Annotated in this window: 17 protein-coding genes and 2 pseudogenes; 7 read left to right on the top strand and 12 right to left on the bottom strand. The window is 60.3% G+C overall.

The annotated features are described in order from the left end of the window. Window positions 1-8: 8 nt before the first annotated feature. Window positions 9-491 carry a GNAT family N-acetyltransferase gene (locus G7048_RS23115; RefSeq protein ID WP_166070380.1) on the top strand — a complete coding sequence of 161 codons (483 nt, stop codon included), beginning with the start codon at window positions 9-11 and terminating at the stop codon, window positions 489-491. A gap of 104 nt (window positions 492-595) precedes the next feature. After that, window positions 596-1,126 (top strand): annotated as a pseudogene (gene cysC, locus G7048_RS23110) (adenylyl-sulfate kinase); the annotation flags it as partial. Between the two features lie 26 nt (window positions 1,127-1,152). On the opposite strand, the gene G7048_RS23105 reads toward cysC, so the two are convergent. From G7048_RS23105 to G7048_RS23065, 9 genes are all read right to left on the bottom strand, one after another. Next, window positions 1,153-1,683, bottom strand: coding sequence for a phage tail protein (locus G7048_RS23105; RefSeq protein ID WP_166070379.1), 531 nt, complete (start codon window positions 1,681-1,683; stop codon window positions 1,153-1,155). A 23-nt stretch (window positions 1,684-1,706) separates the two neighbouring features. Continuing rightward, a complete protein-coding gene (locus G7048_RS23100; RefSeq protein ID WP_166070378.1) occupies window positions 1,707-2,912 on the bottom strand; it encodes an ABC transporter substrate-binding protein in 1,206 nt (401 codons plus the stop codon). Beyond that, window positions 2,909-3,928, bottom strand: coding sequence for a sulfotransferase (locus tag G7048_RS23095; RefSeq protein WP_166070377.1), 1,020 nt, complete (start codon window positions 3,926-3,928; stop codon window positions 2,909-2,911). Before G7048_RS23095 ends, G7048_RS23100 begins: the two co-directional genes overlap by 4 nt. After that, window positions 3,916-4,776: an aspartyl/asparaginyl beta-hydroxylase domain-containing protein gene (locus G7048_RS23090; RefSeq protein ID WP_166070376.1), complete on the bottom strand. Its 861-nt coding sequence runs from the start codon at window positions 4,774-4,776 to the stop codon at window positions 3,916-3,918. The genes G7048_RS23095 and G7048_RS23090 overlap by 13 nt, the downstream gene beginning before the upstream one ends. Next, window positions 4,773-5,834, bottom strand: a complete 1,062-nt coding sequence (locus G7048_RS28725) for a collagen-like protein (protein ID WP_166070375.1) — start codon at window positions 5,832-5,834, stop codon at window positions 4,773-4,775. Before G7048_RS28725 ends, G7048_RS23090 begins: the two co-directional genes overlap by 4 nt. Next, window positions 5,831-6,547, bottom strand: coding sequence for a hypothetical protein (locus G7048_RS23080; RefSeq protein WP_166070374.1), 717 nt, complete (start codon window positions 6,545-6,547; stop codon window positions 5,831-5,833). The genes G7048_RS28725 and G7048_RS23080 overlap by 4 nt, the downstream gene beginning before the upstream one ends. A 176-nt stretch (window positions 6,548-6,723) precedes the next feature. After that, entirely contained in the window at window positions 6,724-7,419 is a 696-nt protein-coding gene (locus G7048_RS23075; RefSeq protein ID WP_166070372.1) for a phytanoyl-CoA dioxygenase family protein, read from the bottom strand. Between the two features lie 24 nt (window positions 7,420-7,443). Continuing rightward, a complete protein-coding gene (locus G7048_RS23070) occupies window positions 7,444-8,385 on the bottom strand; it encodes a pseudouridine synthase (RefSeq protein WP_166070371.1) in 942 nt (313 codons plus the stop codon). A 59-nt stretch (window positions 8,386-8,444) separates the two neighbouring features. Then, window positions 8,445-8,834 (bottom strand): hypothetical protein, encoded by a 390-nt coding sequence (locus G7048_RS23065; RefSeq protein ID WP_166070370.1) that lies wholly within the window; start codon window positions 8,832-8,834, stop codon window positions 8,445-8,447. Between the two features lie 311 nt (window positions 8,835-9,145). Here G7048_RS23065 and G7048_RS23060 point away from each other — a divergent pair, with 311 nt between their 5' ends. Further along, on the top strand, window positions 9,146-11,500 hold the full coding sequence (locus G7048_RS23060; protein WP_166070369.1) for an AsmA family protein: 2,355 nt from the start codon (window positions 9,146-9,148) through the stop codon (window positions 11,498-11,500). Here G7048_RS23060 and G7048_RS23055 read toward each other — a convergent pair. From G7048_RS23055 to G7048_RS23045, 3 genes and pseudogenes are all read right to left on the bottom strand, one after another. Next, a pseudogene (locus G7048_RS23055) lies at window positions 11,478-12,415 on the bottom strand (phenylacetaldoxime dehydratase family protein). The gene G7048_RS23060 and the pseudogene G7048_RS23055 sit on opposite strands and share 23 nt — an antisense overlap. Window positions 12,416-12,725: 310 nt before the next feature. Then, window positions 12,726-13,577, bottom strand: coding sequence for a sensor histidine kinase (locus G7048_RS23050; protein WP_166070368.1), 852 nt, complete (start codon window positions 13,575-13,577; stop codon window positions 12,726-12,728). A 60-nt stretch (window positions 13,578-13,637) separates the two neighbouring features. Beyond that, window positions 13,638-14,333, bottom strand: a complete 696-nt coding sequence (locus G7048_RS23045; RefSeq protein ID WP_240933364.1) for a response regulator transcription factor — start codon at window positions 14,331-14,333, stop codon at window positions 13,638-13,640. Between the two features lie 756 nt (window positions 14,334-15,089). Between G7048_RS23045 and G7048_RS23040 the strand changes: the two genes are divergently transcribed. From G7048_RS23040 to G7048_RS23025, 4 genes are all read left to right on the top strand, one after another. Next, window positions 15,090-15,683: a hypothetical protein gene (locus tag G7048_RS23040; RefSeq protein WP_166070366.1), complete on the top strand. Its 594-nt coding sequence runs from the start codon at window positions 15,090-15,092 to the stop codon at window positions 15,681-15,683. A 70-nt stretch (window positions 15,684-15,753) separates the two neighbouring features. Beyond that, window positions 15,754-16,182 carry a hypothetical protein gene (locus G7048_RS23035; RefSeq protein ID WP_166070365.1) on the top strand — a complete coding sequence of 143 codons (429 nt, stop codon included), beginning with the start codon at window positions 15,754-15,756 and terminating at the stop codon, window positions 16,180-16,182. Between the two features lie 166 nt (window positions 16,183-16,348). Continuing rightward, the gene (locus tag G7048_RS23030; RefSeq protein ID WP_166070364.1) at window positions 16,349-18,109 is read left to right on the top strand and encodes a DUF4384 domain-containing protein; all 1,761 of its coding nucleotides are present in this window, start codon (window positions 16,349-16,351) and stop codon (window positions 18,107-18,109) included. A 100-nt stretch (window positions 18,110-18,209) separates the two neighbouring features. Then, window positions 18,210-19,484 carry an SEL1-like repeat protein gene (locus G7048_RS23025; protein ID WP_166070363.1) on the top strand — a complete coding sequence of 425 codons (1,275 nt, stop codon included), beginning with the start codon at window positions 18,210-18,212 and terminating at the stop codon, window positions 19,482-19,484. Window positions 19,485-19,580 lie beyond the last annotated feature (96 nt).

Raw genomic sequence — 19,580 nt, 5'->3', positions numbered from 1 at the left:
GCTTGCACTTGCGCGACATTCAAAGTGACGACTATCCCTTTCTGCGCAACCTCTTTCGTGACTTGCGCGCGCGCGAGCTTTCGGTCACGGACTGGCCGCAAGCGCAGAAAGACGGATTCTGCGATTCGCAATTCGAGTTGCAGGATCGTCACTACCGCAGCCACTACGAGCATGCACATTACTTTGTGATCGAGCGCGATGGAGCGCATGGTCGCGAGGCCATTGGCCGTATCTACGTCAATGCCGATCTTGAATTTGTCGGGCTGATGGAAATCACCATCCTCTCTCACCTTCGCGGCCAAAGAATCGGCAGCACGCTGATGCACTGGCTCACGTCACTGGCCGATGCGAATGGGCAATCGATGCGACTGTTCGTCGAACCAGACAACCCAGCGCGCAATCTGTATGAACGCAACGGTTTCGTGGCCGGAGAAATGCAAGGGCCTTATCTTGAAATGAGCAGGCCAGCCATTTCGCGCATCGCGACTTGAAGACAACAACGGCCAACATCACCACCACCACTACCCGTTCCAATCGCATGCAGCCATCCAAGCACTTGATCACTCCTACGGGCTTCTCCGTGCAGCCGGTCATGCGTGCGGAATTGATGCGGCAAACACCGCGCTGCGTGTGGTTCACAGGTTTGTCCGGCTCGGGCAAGACCACCTTGGCCAATGCGCTGGAGCAAGCGCTGCATGCCGAAGGCCGATTCACCTGTGTGCTCGATGGCGACAATGTGCGCCACACGCTCAACGCCGATTTGGGGTTTGACGCAGCAGCGCGCGCAGAAAACATTCGGCGCATTGCACATGTCGCGCGGCTGATGGTGGACGCAGGCTTGATCGTGCTGGTGTCGACGATCTCACCGTTTGCCGTCGACCGCGCCAAGGCCCGCGCGCTGTTTGCGCCGGGTCAGTTCACCGAGGTGTTTGTAGACACGCCACTTGCAACTTGCGAAGCGCGCGATCCCAAGGGGCTGTATGCGCGTGCGCGACGCGGTGAACTCAAGGAATTCACCGGCATCGACAGTCCTTATGAACCACCCATCCAAGCCGAGGTGCATTTAAGCGCAGCTCCAAACTTGTCAGTCGCTGAAGCTGTCGCGTTGATCCGCAGTGCCATCTGAACGATGGGATCAACCCACTGGGTTCATCAGTTGCGTGAAGGGAATATGCCTACCAGTGCAATCGAAAAGTTCAGTGCGAGATAGGGAGGCATGTTCTCGTGAGCTTGATTGCCACCCGTGAGCGCACCTGATTGAGCCGACATCGCAACAAGGCCTCCTCCACTGGCTTGCGCGAACTGGGAGTCGCGCTGATTGGACGCTGCAATCACCGAAGTGCCATCAGGCGCTTGCTGCGTTCCCCCGTTGGTGGTTGCAACCGTCGCATGTGCATGCGCTGGTATTTGCGTGGTGTTCAGCGTGACTGCTTCACTACCGCCCTGCTGTCCCCATGTGTAAGATCTCCCGCTTACCGCCTGTCCGATGCCCGTGGGAAAGCGGCCCTGCAGATTGGGCAACCCAAACGAAGTGGAACCGTTTCCACCATAAGTGGTTCCAAGAAGCGCAAACAGGGCGGAGTTTTGCTGAATGCCAAGTATTTGCCCGTTGCAAAATGCCCACCCGGGCGGCGCATAATTGAATCCAAACATGCGGATTTCACCAACAAACGGATCAGCCATATCTCTGTCCTTTTCAAAAGTATTCAGGTTTGCAGATAGCCGTTGAGCCATCCGCTGATGGAAGAATGTGCTTCAACGCGTGGTGCAGCGGTTACCCGCGCACTCACCACAGAAGAAGCCAATGAAACCCAAAGCGACCCAGCACTGCCCTGCGGCTTCCATGCCCTGTGGCCACGCGGCCCCTGCAGCGCGGCTTGTGACCATGCATCGCGCAATGCGGAGTTGGAAGGTTGAGCGCCCATGCCGCGCAATGACGCGCCAATGCTGAACCCTGCTTCAGCCCCCAGCAGCGCAGTTGCAGACCATTGCAGACCAGCGCGCTCGAACTGATGCTGCCAGTCACCACCTGCGGCTGAACCAGCCAGCGGCCATGCTCCCACCATGAGCGTATCGACCGGCACGTCCCCTTGTGCAAGCCAAGGCAGGCCCGCCAAAGACCAAGGTCCCTGAGCCTGTGCATTCGCCCGCCACCATTGCCCAAAGCGCACGGCTTGCGCGCCTGAGTACAGGGCAACGACAGCGTCCGGGCGTTGTTCAAGAATGGTTCTGCGAAGTCCGTCAAACTCTCTGGATGGCTCCACCGGTCCGCCAATATGGCGCGCAGTCACTTGGCCGCCCAAGGCGCGGTAAGCATGTTCAAAGGCATACACAAAATCGTAGCCCGACTCCAGCCAGCCCACAGCCAGCACCGCGCGCGCGCCCTTCTGCATGAACACTTCGCGCGCCAAGGTGGCGGCGCAATCGCATAGTTCCAAGCTGTGAGTGCGTTGCGCTTGCGGCTTGTTTCGCGTTGCGTTCGCTGGCAGATCGGCACCGGTGTCGCTCACCCACAAAGGCAGATGGCGATCGTTGGCGTAAGCGACCACGCGCTCAGCGAGTGCGGAAGGCATCCAGCCAAAGATACCGTGCAGATCCGACCTGCTGTCAATCTGATCGGCAATCTCACGCGCGGCCTTGGAGGGAACAGCTTGTGCATCCACCCATTGCAATTGCAGCGGCACTTCGGGGTGCTGAGCCAAACCAAGCTCCACACCACGGCGGTAATCGCGCGCCAATTCCGGCATCTTGCGCGATGCGGGTGCAACGGCCAGCAGCTTCCATGGGTTGGCGGAAGATGCGTGCGTTGAACGCTCTGGCGCTGTGCTCGCGTGTACGGCACTCCATCCCAACATGGGACTGGCAGCCATGGTGCTGGAGGCGAGAAAGCGACGTCTTGGTATGGCGGTCATGTCACTGCCTCTGTCATGTTTTTCATGTAGTCCGCGCGCTGCTGCAGCAAGGCGCGGTAATGCGGTTCAATCCACTTGGCGACCAACGTACGCCACTCTTCTTTGGCACTTGCGTGTTTGGCCGAGGCGTCAGATACAAAGCTTTCCGTCGGTCGCTTGCCATGACGTGACAGGCGCTCGCGCATGGCTTGCAATTCGTGGTCGTTGGGCTCCCAGTCAAGGCGCTCAAGCAATTGCTGTTCAATGGCTGCTGGCAGTTCGGCGTGGTCAAGAATCAATGCATTTTCAGGATGTGCGACGCGCGCCATATCAGCATAGATGCGTCCCAGAATGCGGGCGCAATATTCTGCAGAAGGCATGATTGCCTGTTCCAACACACTGAAACCAGCGGGGCCAAAATGCGCTCCCATTGCCCCGGGCACCATGTAGAACGCACGCTCCTGCATTTGCGAAACCAGCACGGCGAGCGGATCACGCGTGAGAAAAATCTGCTGCGCGTTGGGCCAGGCCTTGGCGATCAGCGGAGCTTGGTGCGTGTTCCATGCATCCAGCTTGATCGATACCGATTCGAGCGGCGGGCTGCCCGCATCACTGCGCTGCGCCCAGGCACTGAGCCACGCACGCGTGGCCGCAATGACTTCGTCTTCCGTGAGCCAACCGTCCACCAGTGCCTGACGGAGCAATACGTCCAGCGGCACAGGCTCGGAGAGCGCCAGATGGTGCGCGCTTTGCGACAACGCTTGAGAAATCAATGTGGAGCCGCAGCGCGAGACATGAAAAACCACCGCACACGGCGTCAATCCCGGAGATTGCTCATGCCATGCAATCATTTCGCCAAGCGAGGTCTGGCGTCGGAATGCGTTGTGAAATGGCTTGCGCAGTTGCTGGCTCACGCTGTCCTGAAAGAACGGCTGAAGGTGCGGAGCATCGCCCAAGCGAGCCCAGTCCACCATGACTTCGCTGCCATTCCAGTAGATGCGGATCGGCCGCCAGCCGCGCAGAGTCAGAGCACCCATTGCTGCGTCCAGGCATTGCGCCCAGCCCTCATGGCGGATTCAACATCCGAGGTTTCGAAAGCGAATCCGTGCGTCTTGCCAAGATCCAGACTGCGCAGTTGCAGGCTTGCCAGATCAGTACACTCCATCAACGATTCTGCCCACACGGTGTTATCGAACACTGCTGCACGAAAACGCTGGAACTCCGTCCAAGGATCACGCGAGGCGTCCATTGGCTGACCACCATCACCTGCGACAAACGCCTGCGCCAACTGCTCATCCACCAGCGCATCCATCACCAGATGAATCCGCGCCTGCTCGCTGCGGTTGCGCACGCGATGCGGCAATGACACATCCGTGTACCAGCACTCCCCCGCACGCATGGGCAGGCGCTCGCCGGCGATGTGAAAGAACACCTGTTCATCCGTTTGAAGGGGAATATGCAGACGGGCCTCGCCGTTGGCCGCGCACACGCCTGCATCGGTGTGCTCCATGATTTCGGAGCCCGGCAGCAAGCGCATCAGGCGAACGGATTGGAAAGGCAAGGCCATCGTGCGCAAGATCGATTGGATTGCCGGGCACTGGCCAAGCGCATCCGCTGCCACATAGCTTTGCGGAGCCGCATCCATGGGCATGACATCGATGGGGGCGTTCGGTGCGACGGTCAATGCCAACGCCTGCCATCCGCCATCGTGCCGCCCTTGGTTGAAATGCGTGCGCCACAGATCTGCAGGCAACTGACGAGCCTCGTCCAATGCGGCCGCAGCATCAAAGCGCCACGGCAGCCGCATGGAGCGAGCGCCCTGCACCCGCAGACCTTGCGTGTGCACTTCGCCGTGTTCACCGTGGGAGGATGCTGGATGCATCATTGCCCGCAGAGCGCGTAGACCGTGCAGGACAAGGCCACGTTTTTGTATGAGTTGAGCGCACGCAAAGTCCAGCCCTGCACCGTAGCACCGCAGGCCGACGATCCGGTGGTCGGGTAGTTTGCAGCGACGCGAACATCGAATGCGGCGTCCCCGGTTTGTCCGTTGGTCGTTGAATACCCTCCCGAAATCACGCGCTGACCTGCTGGGCAGCAAGCCGTGATGTCACAAGCACTGCCTGTGGCACCCGTCGCAGTCGATGCTTCTACGGGGGTCAACGCTGCCACCGAGCCAGCAGGCCCGACGCCGCCTGTTGGCCCCTGAACACCGGTCGGGCCCTGCGAGCCAACGGAGCCTGTGGGTCCTGTCGGTCCCGTAGGACCCAGCAGGCCTTGGCTACCCGTGGTGCCTGGCGTACCTATCGGGCCCTGAATCCCTTGCGAACCCTGCGGACCAGTTGGGCCAATGGTGCCCTGAATCCCTTGCGAACCCGTGGGCCCCGTCACGCCTTGAATGCCCTGCGCACCGGTCGGTCCTGTTGCACCAGTGGGTCCCGTGACACCCTGTATGCCTTGAATGCCCTGTACACCCGTTGCACCGGTCGCACCAGCGCCTGTGGCCCCCGTAGGGCCCGTGGCACCGATCGCGCCCGTGACGCCTGTAGGTCCGGTGACACCCGTTGCCCCTGTCGCACCGGCACCGGTCGCACCAGTGCTTCCGGTCGCGCCGATGGCCCCTGTGGCACCTGTCGGTCCAGTGGCGCCCGTCGCACCTGTTGCGCCCGTGCCGGTACCTGGCGCGCATTTGACCAATTGGCCCGAGGCCGGATCGAAGCACAGCAACTGACCGGTGGTGGTGCTCGTCGTGGGCAAGCCCGGCACATAAGTCTCACCCGTGCCCTGCACGCGAAACCGCTCTGCACCGCCCTGGTCCTTGATCACAAAACCAGATCCGGCTGTCGGCGTGATGCTGACATCTGCAGCATGCGCCGCACTGGTCACCAAGGCCAGTGATCCGTATGCGACCCAAAGACTGGCTGAAAGAGGTTTGGCGAGAGTCATGGCTGTTTGCGTTGGAGGTTGGAACTGCGGCGACCACGAAGAGCGCCGAAAGAAAGCACGAACACCATCAGGCTCAAGATCGATACCAGCAGATTGTCGAGTACCGGCACGGGTGTGGTCGAAGCGGGCGGCGTCACCGTCGCGCCGATGATGATGTTGGTGAGTGTGACGTTGGACTGCGTCACACGGGCTCCAGGCCCGAGAAGAATGGTGATCGGCACACCCGAGGCACTGACCAGCGCGACGGGTGCGCCCGGGGTACCCGAAACTGTCAGATTGCCATTGACGGTAATGCTTGTACCGGGCTGGAAAGAGAACGTCTGTCCGCTGGTTGAAGAAATCGTGAGGTCATTGAAAACCGCCGTGCCGCCGACCGAGATGCTTGCGCCTGCCGCCACGCAAGCGCCATTCAAAGTCACAGCCCCGTTGGCGGCATTCAGCGTTCCCAGATTGTTGAAGTCCGCGCCCAGCAGCATCTGCCCCTGCGCATTGAGCACTCCACCAGCGGCGATGGTCAATGGACCGGCATTGGCCGCACTGCCCCCGCTCAAGCTGTATGTGCCCGAGATGTCCACCGGCAAGCAAGCCAGATCGGCAGCGCCGCCAGCAAGGTCAAAGGCGGCACCGGATGACACAACCCACTGGGCAGAGGCCACCTGCATCAGCCCGCCAGCGAGCAGTGCTGCAACCGAATTTCGTAGACATGCGCTCATGAATGGAACCGTGGTTGACAATGTTTCAACATGTGATGAGCGCAATAATACACATCAATTTTTCGTTTGTATGTCCCCTAAACAGGGTAATCTGCACACAATATTTCACGTCATGCAAGGGTTTTTACTCATGACTTTGCATGTCTCTCATCAAGAAATCTTGCGGGAAATGGAGTTCAAGCGACTTTGAGAACAGTCGATCCTTCTTTGGTGAAACGGTCCGTCGTCTTCATCCGGACGTTCCTGAGGTGCGCGGTCTCCATGTGCGCGGCATGGAGCACTTCTGCGAAGTAGCAAAACAGCAGTGATCGACGGCGACCGCCCGTGGGATTCAGGCTGCCTGCATGCACAAGGTCGGAGTCGAACACCAGCAGATCGCCCGCCTTTCCCTCCAACTGCTGCGACCGGGATTCGTCCAGAAAGTCATATGGCGGCTCATCCGGCGTGGGGCGGTGAGTCCCTGGCACCAAGCGGGTAGCACCGTTGTACGGACCGTAGTCATCGAAAAACGCCATGGCATGCACCGTGTCACCGGGCCTGCGCAAGTTCATGTCCCGATGCAACGTCTGGTGACCGTGTCCCGCAAGCGGTTCGCGCCCTTCGACCTGCGAGAGGAAAAAGTTCTCCCCAATCAATTCACCCACCGCCGCCAGCAGGGTCGGCAAGCGACACACCGCCTGAACCTTGGCATCCAGATCCAGCATGGAAAAGCGCCAGGTCGCATCGCGCGGCACGGGCCACTGGTTGGATGGCACCACATTCGCGTCGAATGCGGTGCGCAATCCATCGAGCCAATCTGCAGGAATGGCCTGTCGCAGCACGACATACCCGTCGCGACGCAGTTGCTCCCGACTCCATTGGGCATCTGTCATTTGTCTCTCCCTCGTTTTTTTGATTCAGTTGGCTGGCGGATGATCCGCAAACTCACTCAGCGCGCGCAAGCTGCGCTGGCTTTCAAACCGGCGCAGCTCGCCCGTCACCGGATCGGTGAACTCGATCCGGCGTGCAAGCAGTTGCAGCGGATGGGACCAGTCACCTTCTGGCGGATCGTTCACCACCGGATAGAAAGCATCGCCCATCAGCGGCAGGCCGAGTGAATCCATGTGCACGCGCAACTGGTGGCGCTTGCCGGTCACTGGCTTGAGCAGATAGCGCGCGAAGTCGCCCTGCTGCTCGATGATGTCCATGTGCGTCTGGCTGTTGGGCTCGCCGGGCACTTCCTGCATGCGAAAGAACTGCTCCGGACATTCCTGCACGCGGCTCTGGTGCTCGCGCGGAAATGTCACATCAGGGCGAAAACGCGCTACGGCCTCGTACTCTTTCTTCACGCTGCGGTCACGAAACAGTGCTTGGTATGCGCCGCGTGTCTGCCGCTGTATCGAGAAGAGCACGATGCCAGCGGTGTCGCGGTCGATGCGGTGCACCGGAGACAGATCCTGCAGCCCCGTCTCACGCTTCAATCGCACGAGCAGCGTGTGCTGCAGAAAATGGCCACTCGGCACCACGGGCAGAAAGTGCGGCTTGTCGGCGACGAGCAGGTGCTCGTCCTGGAAGAGGATGTGCGCGGCGAACGGAATCTCGGCTTCCTGATCCAGTGCGCGGTAGTAATAAAAGCGCACACCGGGCACGAACGCACGCTCGGGCGTGGCGGGTTGGCCGAATTCATCGATGACTTCGCCCATCTGCATGCGCCGCAGCCAGTCACCCCGCGACACGGCGGGAAGGCGGGTGGCAAAGAAGTCGATCAGGTTGCCCTCGCCCACCGTGGGCAACACCACGCAGCTGGGATTGATTCCGTCGCGCATGGGCAGCACGCGCGGGTCGTGGGAGTTGTGCATGGGCGGCGATTGTAGAGCCGCCTTGGGAGCGTACCGAGGAACGCTCCCAAGCGCCGCCGTCAATGCGTTGGAGGCACTTTCCTGCGAGACCTTGTCTTTCTTGACGTGCCCATTTCGGCCAAGGGCTCGGGCGCGACTGTCTCCGGCTCCGGCTCGGTGTCGCCGATCAGCGGGTCTTCAGTAAGAAACAGCAAGTCATCCGTCAGCCCAAGAAATGGCGAGGCTGCCGCCGCACCTTCCGGGTTTCGGTTGGCTGCCGCAATGTCGGCCAGCGCATGCATGGCCGCCTGTCGGCTGTTCCAGCGCTTGTTGGGGGCGTTCACCACAGACCCGTCCACCGAGATCGCGCTGAAGAAAAAATGCTTCCCGTCGCGAGCCATGCACAGGGTCGCGGTATACGTAGCGTCATCCAGGACGCCTTGCACCTTTTCGCTAGTGAGAGGAATCATGATAGCTACCATTATGAGAGATTAATAGACATTATTAATCAAACAAACTTGTGACAGTTACGTAAAAACCGCTTTCATCCTGAAATCTTTGTTGGGTTCGTGCGGAATCCAACAGTCCCTGAATTTGTAAAAACCGCCTCTGAGAAGGCAGTTACATCAAGGATGTTTCAGTTAAGTGCAACAAATTCTGAGCAGTTCTCATTGACAGCTTCGTTACGCCTTGGCTATGACCCGGCTGGTTCAGCGCATAGGATTTCGCTCGGCCCACCGACTGCAACCACTTCACTCACGACAATCACCAATTGACCTCCATGGCAAAAACGAGCATCCATTTCAACGCCGCGACCGGCAACAGGTCACGGCTTTCACAGCGCGGCTTCAGTGCCTTGCGTTGGTTGGTGGGCTTGCTTGTGGGTTGTGTGCTGCTGATGCTGCTGGCAATGGTCGTGATCACCCACTGGGACTGGAACAGCGCGCGTCCCTGGGTCGCGCAGCAGGTGAGCAAAAGCACGGGGAGAGAGTTCAGGATCGAAGGCGATCTGTCGGCGGACTGGCACTGGCCGCAGCCGCTCGAACAGGGCTTCAGGCGCTGGATTCCCGGCGTCACGGTGCAGGCACAGAACATTCTTCTGGGCAATCCAGAAGGATTTCTGGTGGAGGACGAACCCGCGCGCGGCCAGGCCGATTTGCCCGCGCTCCCGGCCAAGACACGGCCTTCCGGCAAACCCTCGGCGCTTGCGGCCTCTGCCGCCCGGCCGGCATCCGCCGCTGCCGCTGCATCTGTCGCATCCACGTCAGCGCCCTCGCCCCATCTGGTCAGCAATCTCTTGGCGGGCGCTGTCGACAACGCCCCCAGCGAGCAGGCCGATGCCGAAGACGCCCGCCGTTTGATGCAACGCGAACGCGCGGCGCTCGACGTCGAAGCGCCGCCGCGCACGCCTTCCACCATGCTGACCATCGCGCGCGCCACCGCCACATTGCGTCTGCTGCCGCTGCTCCAGCGAACGATTGCGCTCGACACCATCGTGCTGACTGCACCGGACATCGCACTGGCGCGCAACCAACAAGGCGAGACCAATTGGGAGTTCAAGCAGTCCAGTCAGCCAGCCAGTGAACCGTGGAGTCTGAGTCTGGGCCAGCTCATCGTGCGCGGCGGTTGGCTTGGCTATGCCGATGGTGCCAAGGATCTGGCGGTTCGTGCCTACATCGACACGTTCGAGCCAGAGGGAGACGATGAGAACGAGCAGGACGCGAAGGACGAAAGCCGCCCTCAGTACGGCGTTCATATGACACTGCAAGGCCGCTACGGCAAGGCCCGCATCGAAGGCGAAGGGCTTGCCGGACCGATTCTTTCGCTGCGCAAGACATCGCTTGACTACCCGATTCACCTCAAGCTGCAAGCGGGCTCGTTGCGCGCCGAGGCCGAAGGCATTCTGGCCAATCCGCGCGAGCTTTCGGGGCTGGACATGCAGGTGTCGCTGCGCGGCGCAAGCATGGCGGATCTTTATCCGCTCACGGGTCTGGTGTTGCCGAGCACGCCCGCTTTCAAGACACGGGGACGCCTGCTCGGCGATCTCGGCCCCGGTAAAGCGATCTGGGAATACCGGGACTTCGATGGCGTCGTCGGCGCAAGCGACTTGCATGGCAGCTTGACCTACACCTCCGCCCAGCCGCGCCCTCGCCTCGAAGGCCGCATGCTGTCCAAGAAGCTGCGGCTGGTCGATCTGGGCCCGCTGGTCGGCAACTCGTCCACGCAGGAGGTCGCCTTGCGCCGCAAGGGCCGCGTGCTGCCCGACACGCCCTTCGACACCGGGCGCTGGAATGCCATGGATCTGGACATCGCATTCACTGGCGAGAAGATCGTGCGCCCTGCCAATCTGCCGATCGAGAACCTCAGCACGCGCGCTGTGCTCAAGGATGCGCAACTGAGCCTGTCGCCGCTGCGCTTTGGCGTGGCCAAGGGCAAGATCAACGCGGACCTCGTTCTGGACAGCCGCAACAAGTCCCTCAAGGTGCGATTGAACGGCTCGGCCAACGATCTGCAACTGGGCGCGCTGTTCCCCAAAGTGGAGCTGATGAAAAAGAGCTTCGGCCAACTCGACGGTGCTTTCTCGCTGGTCACGCAAGGCAATTCGGTGGCGAGCATGCTGGGCGGCAGCACTGGCGAGGTCAAGCTGTTCGTGCGCGATGGCATGCTCAGCAAGGAAATGCTTGATCTGGCGGCGCTCAATCTGGGCAGCGTCATCGTCACCAAACTCTTCGGCGCGCAAAAGGAAGTTCAGCTGCGCTGCGCGGTTGCGGACTTCGCCGTGCGCGATGGCTTGGCCACCACGCGCGTGGCCAAGCTCAGCACCGAAGAAGCCATCATCGAAGCCACGGGCAGCATCAACTTGAAGAACGAGACGCTGGACCTGAACATCAAGCCCGAATCGCTCAAGTGGAAGTTCTTCTCGCTGCGCACGCCGTTGTATGTGAAAGGCAGCTTTGCCGAGCCCAACGTGGGTCTGGAAAAAGGCCCGCTGATCCTGCGAGCGGGCGCAGCCGTCATCGCCGCCGTGGCCGCGCCGGTGGCGCTCGCACTCGTGCCGGTCACCGTGCCGGCGGCGCAGGACGATGCGAACTGCAAGGCCCTGCTCGCCGCCGTCACGAAGCCTGGCAGACCATAAGCCCCGCCATGAGGCCGGTGCGTGGATGGCAGTTGATGTATTCATACTGCTGCTCATCGGGAGCCAGCACGGCCACTTCGTGATAGAGCTTCAGTTTCAAATCGAAGTTGAGTGTCTGCACATAGCGCATGAATCCACCAAAGATGGACACATGCGTCGGGTGCGATTCCGCCCAGCGCTCCATGTCGGCCAATGAGCGCCAGAAGCTCAGGCCAAACGACTTCTCCTGCACTTCTCCCTGACTGCTGATGTGGTGCATGTAGCGGTTGCTGTAGCAGCCGATGCCCACGCCCTGCTCGCTCAGAAAGCCCATGCCCTCGCGCAAAATGGGCTCCATTTCCTCCAGATACAACAAGCGCTCCTTCCCCTGCGTCTCTCCCCAATCCTGTCCTGAACGTATCCATGCCATATTCGAATGCCCGTCACGCGCACCCGCCGCCCCGATGCTGTCGTCGGCGCGACGATGGTGCGAAAGCCCGCAGGCAGCAGCGCGTCATGCTGCGAGTGGGGGATGCGGTCACGCATCGACCCCCAGTAACCATGCTCCTGCACCTCGTCGCTGAGTTGCCCCATGGTCACAGCAGCCCCTTCCAGTGGGCCAGTTGTGCTGAACAGCGTCTCGAAATGGGTCATTCCCGGGCAAAGAATTTCGCGAAAGTAGCCCAGACCCTCGTTCTCGCGTGCCTCGGACTCCCACCAGATGCGCACCACGTCGGAATTCTGCCAACGCATGAACGCCACCGGGTCGGACCAATAGGCGATCAGCACATGGTTGTCGAAGCCATCGGCATCCAGCGCGTGCGCCACATCGTGATGCAGTGAACCATCGGGAAAGCGCATCTGCGTCTGCATTCTGCGCAGCGCTGCAAGGGCCGTTTCGCGCTGCTGGACGCCCTTGGACTGCACGCCGAACATGCCCACCACCATGCGCGTCCGACTCGCGTCGCCGCGTGCCGACCAAGCGGGAAACGGCGGTTGGTAATCTTCTTCGATGCGGCGCGTGCGGGTGCGTGGGCACCGCAGATGGGGGGCGATGGCGGAATCCATGGAAAGTCTCCTGAGACGGTGTAGTGCTGCACTTGGTGCTTCATGCACGTCATGGACCGTGTGCACGGTTGACGCGTGAAAGAAGCATAGATTCAGCCCGTCTCAGCGCATTGACTGTGGCTGGCGGCGTTCTTGATCATTCATCGCATGGCGGCGAATGACAGCCAAAGAGCAGCCGTCAGGCAGTCGACACCGTCGGCACGAAGTCTTTGCTGCTGACCACCACGATGATCTGCGTGCCCGAAGTTCCTTCGGAGACAATGCTCAGCGTGCCCCCCGCCTTGGCCGCGCGCCGCTTCATGTGCGCCAGACCGCGACCGACATAGCCATCGCGCGCGCTCTGCTGCAGGCCCACCCCGTTGTCCACCACGCGCAGCAGCCAGTCGCCATCGCTTCCCTCGACGAAAGGACGCAACTCGACCATCAACTGCGATGCCTTGGAATGCTGCAGCACATTGCTGATGGCCTCCTGCACCAGACGGCACAGCTCGCGTGCACGCATGCCCGTGGGCAGTTGGTCGGCGGGTTCTGCGTTCACCACCCAGTAGAGTTGAATGCCGCGCTTGTCGAGCACTGGCTGCAAGCGGTGGCGCAGCGTGCCCAGCTTTTCGGCAAGATTGCCCTTTTGATCGCCCATCACATCGACGAGCAGACGCAGATCCAGCATGCACTGCTCCAGTGTCTGCACGACCGGATGCGTCTTGTCTTCTTTCGAGTCGAACAACATCATCGCATTGACGAGTTGCGAGCCCACCTGGTCATGCAGCTCGCGCGCAATGCGTTGGCGCTCCTTGCGCACAGCCGCCGCCACTTGCGCCTTGCTGCGCGGATGCCAGTAGAGCGCGCGAACCAGCAGCAGCACCAAGGCCCCCCCGACCAGAAGATCCAACATGAAGGACAGCCTCAGCATCCACGGCCAGACGCTGTCTCCCGATACGTTCTGAGAAAGCCAGATCAGCCTCAGCACGAACTGCAGCAACCATGCAAGCATGCAAAAAATGAGGATGGCCAGATGACTGACGTGAACCATGGTTAGCCTTTGCGACACCGTTGGTCGTGTGCTGCGAACACACGACGACGCGTTGGCAACTTAGAACAGCTTTCGCAGCGCAGCGAACTGAACCGCCTGCGCCCTGGTCTTCACACGCAGCTTGCGGTAAATGTTCTTGATGTGCGAATTCACGGTGAGCATGCTGATCTCCAGCCGCGTCGCGATCTCTGCGCTGGTGTAGCCGTTGGCCACGTTGCGCAGCACTTCCTTTTCGCGCTCGGAAAGCAACTCCGATTCGCTCGATCGGCCGCTGGAAGCGCGAGGCGCCGAGCTGTTGCGCGCGTCGAATTTCTGAATCAGGCGACGCGCCAGATGCGGCGTGATGTACGCACCGCCATTGGCCACCTGCAGCACGGCCTGCGGATAGTTGCCAAACCAGGAATGCTTGACCAGATAACCCGTGGCACCCACTTCGAATGCACGCAGCACCTGTTCATCGCTCTCCATGATGGAGAACATGATGGCCTCGGCCGAAGGCCGCTGGAACTTCATCAGCTCGATCAGCGAAAAGCCCAGTCCATCGTTGAGATTCACATCGACCAGCATCACGTCGAATTCATGCTGCTTGATGAGTCGGCGCCCTTCCTTCACGCTGGATGCCATGCCCACCAGCAGCGTACGCGCATCCTCCATCAACTCCTGCGCGACCACACGTTGCATGTGTTCGTCGTCATCGATCAGGATGACCCGCACGGGCTTCTCGTCTTGCCCCACCAGAAAATTGGGCCAGATCATCGAGCTGCTGCCGCGCGCACGTTCTGGCAAGACACCGGGCTGCGCCACTGGCCCGTCACTGCTTGCGTTTCCAAACAATCCAAGATATGACATCTTTCCCTCCATCCCTCACTAGTAGATTTCGAGTAGCGACCCCATGATCCCAGAAATTTACTAATTTGTATGCGAGATCAATTCAGGTTCGCTATGCAGTGCTGTCACGTTAAATGAATTGATAACAATTATCCAGCGTCTTCGAGAAAATTAATATTCAACTGCTGAAGTTACAAATATAAACTACCCATAATTAGGTATGAAAACGCGCAAACACACTCTGTGCGAGATATAAAAAAGAAGTATTCGGTAACTTAATTGCCTGAATCAAGACATTTTTTGAATTGTTAACCACTGCAATTTCAATTTTCTGATTCACTTTTCAAGCGCTCGATACATTCAAAACGGAACTTTGGCTCTTTCTTTCTTTGAATTGCGCTTCTTACACACAGTCACTCACCAGTTTTTGCACCATCACTACCCATCGGTCCACAGCAAAGAACGGCGGATTCTCTGTGGGACAAGGCCTTGCAGGCCTGTCGGCCAGGCAGATTCTGGCTACCCATTTCTGGTGATTACTACCAAACCAACTGCAACAGACACTGAAGCCAGACAAATGCACGAGGGTTCAACAAATGCATTTGTCCATTCCGCCGCAGTGTCTGGTCCACCACAAACCATCCGGATACGCGGTTTTCACGACACGTTACAGGAGAGACAGTCATGAAAGCTATTGCATTTATCGCTTTGACAGCCGTTGCCAGCGCAGCTTTTGCAGCAGGCCCCGTGCGTCCAGGTTCCATCACCATTTCCGGTGTGAGCGAACAAAAGACGTACGCAAACGATAGTACCGTCAAGAACACATCGGGCACCAACAACAAGGCCCTGCAGAATGTGGCCAGCAATGCGGCAGACGTAGAAGTCTTCGGCTCCGGCAAGTCTTACCAGACCGCCGACCTCAAGGAAACCGACGTTCGCAACGAAGCCAAGGGCGACTACTCGGTGGCACGTCAGAACATCGCCAGCAACAATGGCGAAGTGGACATCAAGGGCACGTCCACACAATACGTGAACGCCAACAAGGCAATGATCTCCAACATGGCTGATGGCGCAGGTGCCAAGGCAACACAAAACATTGCGTCGAACTTCGGCAATGTGACTGTGGCTGCCAACGCCACCTCGTACCAGTACGCCAGTCTGACCGGCCGCTCCGCCGCCATCAATCTGGCCAAGGGCTCGCTCTCGACAGCCGTGCAGAACATCTCGTCCAACGATGCTTGCGCGGAAGATCCTTGCCCAGGTGGTCGCTGCCACTGACAGCCAGGGTGACATCGGGTTTTGGCGACCCGATGTCTTCTCTTTCTTCAACTCTTGAGGAGGCCGCATCATGAACCACCGCATCCGCGGTTATTTGCTGATGGCAACGGCTGTCTGTCTGAGTGCACCTCTGTGTACGCTGGCTCAGGCACCTGGCGAAGACCCCATTGTTCTGAACAAGGAGGTCAAGGTGCAGATGTTGCCGCTGAACCAGAACAAGGCAAGCAACCAGATCACCCATGATCTGGGCATACCAGCTTGGCAACAGGCCAAGATGTCTCGCTACACGGCAAAAGCTTTTTCTGCCGACACCACGGGCATCTACACCGACAAGGATGTAGTGCAATCCGTCAATACACAGGGCAGCAAGGTGACCTGCTCGCAATCCGTTGGCAGCACTGCGACGGCATCCGCCGTTGGAGCTGCCAAGGGCACCGTCAGCGCGTCGGGTGACCAAGTCGTCGTCTTGCGCGGAGACATGGTCAACGTCTGTTTCTGAAACTGGTTTTGCAAAGAGGATTCGAGCGACTGGAGGGAACTCACGTCATCCGTTGAGGACAGCGTGACAAGGGCAGTCGCCGAAGCCTGGTTTCGACACCCGCAGTGCGACTCGAACCAAGCCACAAAACACACTCTCACTGCTGCACAAACAAGGGAGGCACGCCATGACTCACGGTACTTCAATCTCGCACGACAAGGCTTCACCCAGAGGCTCGGCGCGACGTTGGTCCTGGCTGGCTTGTGCAGCAAGTGTGCTTTTTCTTGGCGCATGCACGACGCCGATGGACCCGCGCAAGGATGCGGCCTACCAAGAGACCGCCCTCCTCGCCGATCGTCCGGTGATTCGCCCCGTGCGCTCAATCTCCAGCTTCTCCGATTCGCTGATGTGCATGGATGAAATGCTGCGTGCAGCGCAGTTGCCCACCACGCTCATCACCAGCAAGCAGTTCACCGACTACTCCACACGCGTGCCGGTGGGCATCAAGGAAATGATCATCACGGCGCTGTCGCAGATGTCGCGCCGCTCCAATGCCTTCCGCTACGTGGACTACGAGGTCAACATCGTTCAGCAGGACACGGTGCAGAACCTCACCACCATTTTGCTCAACAACAACCAGATGCAGTTGCAGCGCCCTGCGCTGTACATGTCCGGTGCCATTGCCTTCGTCGACCAGAACGTCATCAGCAACCGCCGCGATGCGGGGCTCTCGGGGCCGCGCATCGATCTGGGCGTGAGCGACAGCCGCAGCGCCACGGTGATCGGGCTGGAAATGCACGTGGGCGATTTCCGCACCCGCACGCTGATTCCCGGTCTCGATTCGGCCAACGAAGTGGTGATCGGCGGCGGTGGTCAGGGCCTTGATCTGGCGGGCCGCATCGGCACGTATGGTGTGACCTTCAACGTGGGCCGAGACTATGCGCAAGGTGCCGGTGGCGCCATGCGCACGCTGGTCGATCTGGCCACCATCGAACTGGTTGGCAAATGGTCGCGCGTGCCCTACTGGCAATGCCTCACGCTCGATCAGACCCATCCTGATTTCCAACGCCAGATGCGTGACTGGTACCTCGAAAGCGGCGGCGTCGCGCAGGCCAAACTGATTCAGAGTTCGCTCATCGCACAAGGCTATATCGCACCCGGCACCGAAATGCTCGACAAGGATTCACGCGAACTGCGCGATGCGCTCTCGCGCTTTCAAACCGACAATGGTCTGGTCCCCAACGGCACCATGGACTTCCGCACCTACGAACGTGCGCTGAACCGCTTCGTGGTGCTCGACAACTCGGGACGCATGCAGCAGATCGGCTGGACGCCGTCCGGCCCGAGCGGCGGTGCGCCAGAAACCAAGACCTACGCGGGTTACCTGCCGGTCAAGAACGCCAAGGAACTGCAGCTCGCATCGACCACCGCGCTGGAACGCGACATCGATCTGCAGATCAAGAACCCCTTGCCGCCCGGCGAGAAGCCCACCTTCGAAGTCGGCGAGCAAGTCTTCGCTGCCGCCACCGTGTCGCGCGCTTCGCATGTCTACTGCTACTTCAACGATGCTGTCGGCAACGTCATGCGCCTCACGCCCAACAACGTGAATCCGAACTCTTTGGTCTCAGCCAACACCGTGCTTCGCCTGCCCGACTGGCTGGTGCCCAACCCCGCCTTCATCATGGATGCAAGCCAGCCCGGCACCGAACGCCTGGCGTGCCTGGCCACCGCCGAAGACGTGATGGACAAGCTGCCTGCTCCGCTGCAAGGCGCTGGTGTGGTCAACGTTCCCGGCTACCGCTCCATCGAAGATGTGGAAAAGGCCTTCCGCCATGCACTGGGTGACGAGCCCTTCTCCAAGGCCGAGGTGCAATGGCGCGTGATTCCCAAGCGTGCTCAGCCCGCGCAGCAGCAACCCACGGCCCTCAAGCCCGCGCCCACGACCTGAGCATCGCTGGCCGCAGGTTGATCACCTGACCGACAAAGAGCCCGGCCCGATCCGGGCCACCTGAAGCAGACGACAAGCCCGTTCACCAGAGGAGGAGCAGATGCGCCAAGATTTCGCCGCCGCCAGCCTGCGCCTTGGCTCCACGACGCCCCGCTTGCCTGTGTTGTGTCTGTCTGTGCTGCTGGCTCTGATGAGCCAGGCCAGCCCAGCCCAAGCCGTCACGCGTGCCATTCCCGGCGCGCCCATACAGGCCCCGAACACATCGAACGGTCAACAAGCGCCTGTCCAGCCCGCCGGTGTGGCAAGACCCGGAACCATCCAGCCTGCAGGATCATCCGTAGCACCTCCGCCCATCAAACCATCGGGCCAACCCGGATCCGCCGCGCCCAAGCTGATGGACCCGGACGAAAACGACACCGACGCCGAGCGCATCCGCAAACTCGAAGCCACCGCCCTCACCAACGCCAAACGCGGCAGCGCCGCAGAGCGTTTGGCGGCGCGCACCTCATGGCTGCTTGGCCTGCTCTTGCTGCATGGCGAACACGCACCTGTCGACCGCACACAAGCGCAAAAATGGTTCGAGCGTGCCAAAGCATTGAACGAGCCCATGGGCAATGCAGGTCTGGCCTGGTGCGAAATCGACGGCTGCAGCGGCCCACCGGCTCCGCGCAATGCGCGCCCTTATCTCGGGCCACTCAAAAGCGCCAACCCCGGCCTGTCGCTGTTTCTCGATTGGAGCCTTCAGGAACGCATGGCCCCCGTGCACGGCGCAGGCGGCATGGGCGGTGCGCAAGCCCCCCACTCCAGCCCCGAAGCGCAGCGCATGCAACTGCTGCAGCAAGCAGCGCAAGCAGGCAATGCCTCGGCCATCAACGAACTGGGGCTGGGCAACGTCGCCGCATCGCGCTACGAGCTGGCGATGCAGCAATTCACCACCGCGTCCAAACGCTCGCCTGCCGCCGCATCGAACGCCAAACTGCTGAGCGTGCGCATCGAACAAGCACAGCAGCCCGACAACAGCAAATCCAAAAACGACCGCGCCGAAGACTGGTTCGCCCAAGCCCGCCGTTATCACCGCGGCGACGGTGTGCCATCGAACTACACCGAAGCCATCCGCTTCTACCAGATGGCCGCCGCAGCCGGCTACCAACCAGCCCGCCGCATGCTCGAACTCATCTACTCCCGCCCGGCCCCCGGCGGCTCCGTCAACATCGCCTGGATGCGCCAACTCGCCAGCATGGACGTGACGGCGGAAGGCGCTATCCTGAGCTTCTCGACCCAGCCCACCCCGCTGCTCTTCGTGCGAGACCAAACGCCGCTGTACGAGTTCATTCCGCAGGAATGGCGCAAGGACCGGAGTGTGGGGCAGCGGTGAGCTGACGGGCAAAGTGCCTGTGTCACATGGACGAACTTGAGAATGAAAAAACGGCTGCACTTGTTTTCAAGTACCGCCGTTTTGCGTGGAGCGCAG

The organism is Diaphorobacter sp. HDW4B (assembly GCF_011305535.1).
GTDB lineage: Bacteria > Pseudomonadota > Gammaproteobacteria > Burkholderiales > Burkholderiaceae_C > Diaphorobacter_A.
This window is presented reverse-complemented; position numbering and strand designations above follow the sequence as displayed.

What these genes read in the sequence shown, in the direction of transcription:
- G7048_RS23105 (WP_166070379.1), bottom strand. Translation starts at nt 1,683, where the DNA reads ATGGCTGATCCGTTTGTTGGTGAAATCCGCATGTTTGGATTCAATTAT.
- G7048_RS23100 (WP_166070378.1), bottom strand. Translation starts at nt 2,912, where the DNA reads ATGACCGCCATACCAAGACGTCGCTTTCTCGCCTCCAGCACCATGGCT.
- G7048_RS23095 (WP_166070377.1), bottom strand. Translation starts at nt 3,928, where the DNA reads ATGGGTGCTCTGACTCTGCGCGGCTGGCGGCCGATCCGCATCTACTGG.
- G7048_RS23090 (WP_166070376.1), bottom strand. Translation starts at nt 4,776, where the DNA reads ATGATGCATCCAGCATCCTCCCACGGTGAACACGGCGAAGTGCACACG.
- G7048_RS28725 (WP_166070375.1), bottom strand. Translation starts at nt 5,834, where the DNA reads ATGACTCTCGCCAAACCTCTTTCAGCCAGTCTTTGGGTCGCATACGGA.
- G7048_RS23080 (WP_166070374.1), bottom strand. Translation starts at nt 6,547, where the DNA reads ATGAGCGCATGTCTACGAAATTCGGTTGCAGCACTGCTCGCTGGCGGG.
- G7048_RS23075 (WP_166070372.1), bottom strand. Translation starts at nt 7,419, where the DNA reads ATGACAGATGCCCAATGGAGTCGGGAGCAACTGCGTCGCGACGGGTAT.
- G7048_RS23070 (WP_166070371.1), bottom strand. Translation starts at nt 8,385, where the DNA reads ATGCACAACTCCCACGACCCGCGCGTGCTGCCCATGCGCGACGGAATC.
- G7048_RS23065 (WP_166070370.1), bottom strand. Translation starts at nt 8,834, where the DNA reads ATGATTCCTCTCACTAGCGAAAAGGTGCAAGGCGTCCTGGATGACGCT.
- G7048_RS23060 (WP_166070369.1), top strand. Translation starts at nt 9,146, where the DNA reads ATGGCAAAAACGAGCATCCATTTCAACGCCGCGACCGGCAACAGGTCA.
- G7048_RS23050 (WP_166070368.1), bottom strand. Translation starts at nt 13,577, where the DNA reads ATGGTTCACGTCAGTCATCTGGCCATCCTCATTTTTTGCATGCTTGCA.
- G7048_RS23045 (WP_240933364.1), bottom strand. Translation starts at nt 14,333, where the DNA reads ATGATCTGGCCCAATTTTCTGGTGGGGCAAGACGAGAAGCCCGTGCGG.
- G7048_RS23040 (WP_166070366.1), top strand. Translation starts at nt 15,090, where the DNA reads ATGAAAGCTATTGCATTTATCGCTTTGACAGCCGTTGCCAGCGCAGCT.
- G7048_RS23035 (WP_166070365.1), top strand. Translation starts at nt 15,754, where the DNA reads ATGAACCACCGCATCCGCGGTTATTTGCTGATGGCAACGGCTGTCTGT.
- G7048_RS23030 (WP_166070364.1), top strand. Translation starts at nt 16,349, where the DNA reads ATGACTCACGGTACTTCAATCTCGCACGACAAGGCTTCACCCAGAGGC.
- G7048_RS23025 (WP_166070363.1), top strand. Translation starts at nt 18,210, where the DNA reads ATGCGCCAAGATTTCGCCGCCGCCAGCCTGCGCCTTGGCTCCACGACG.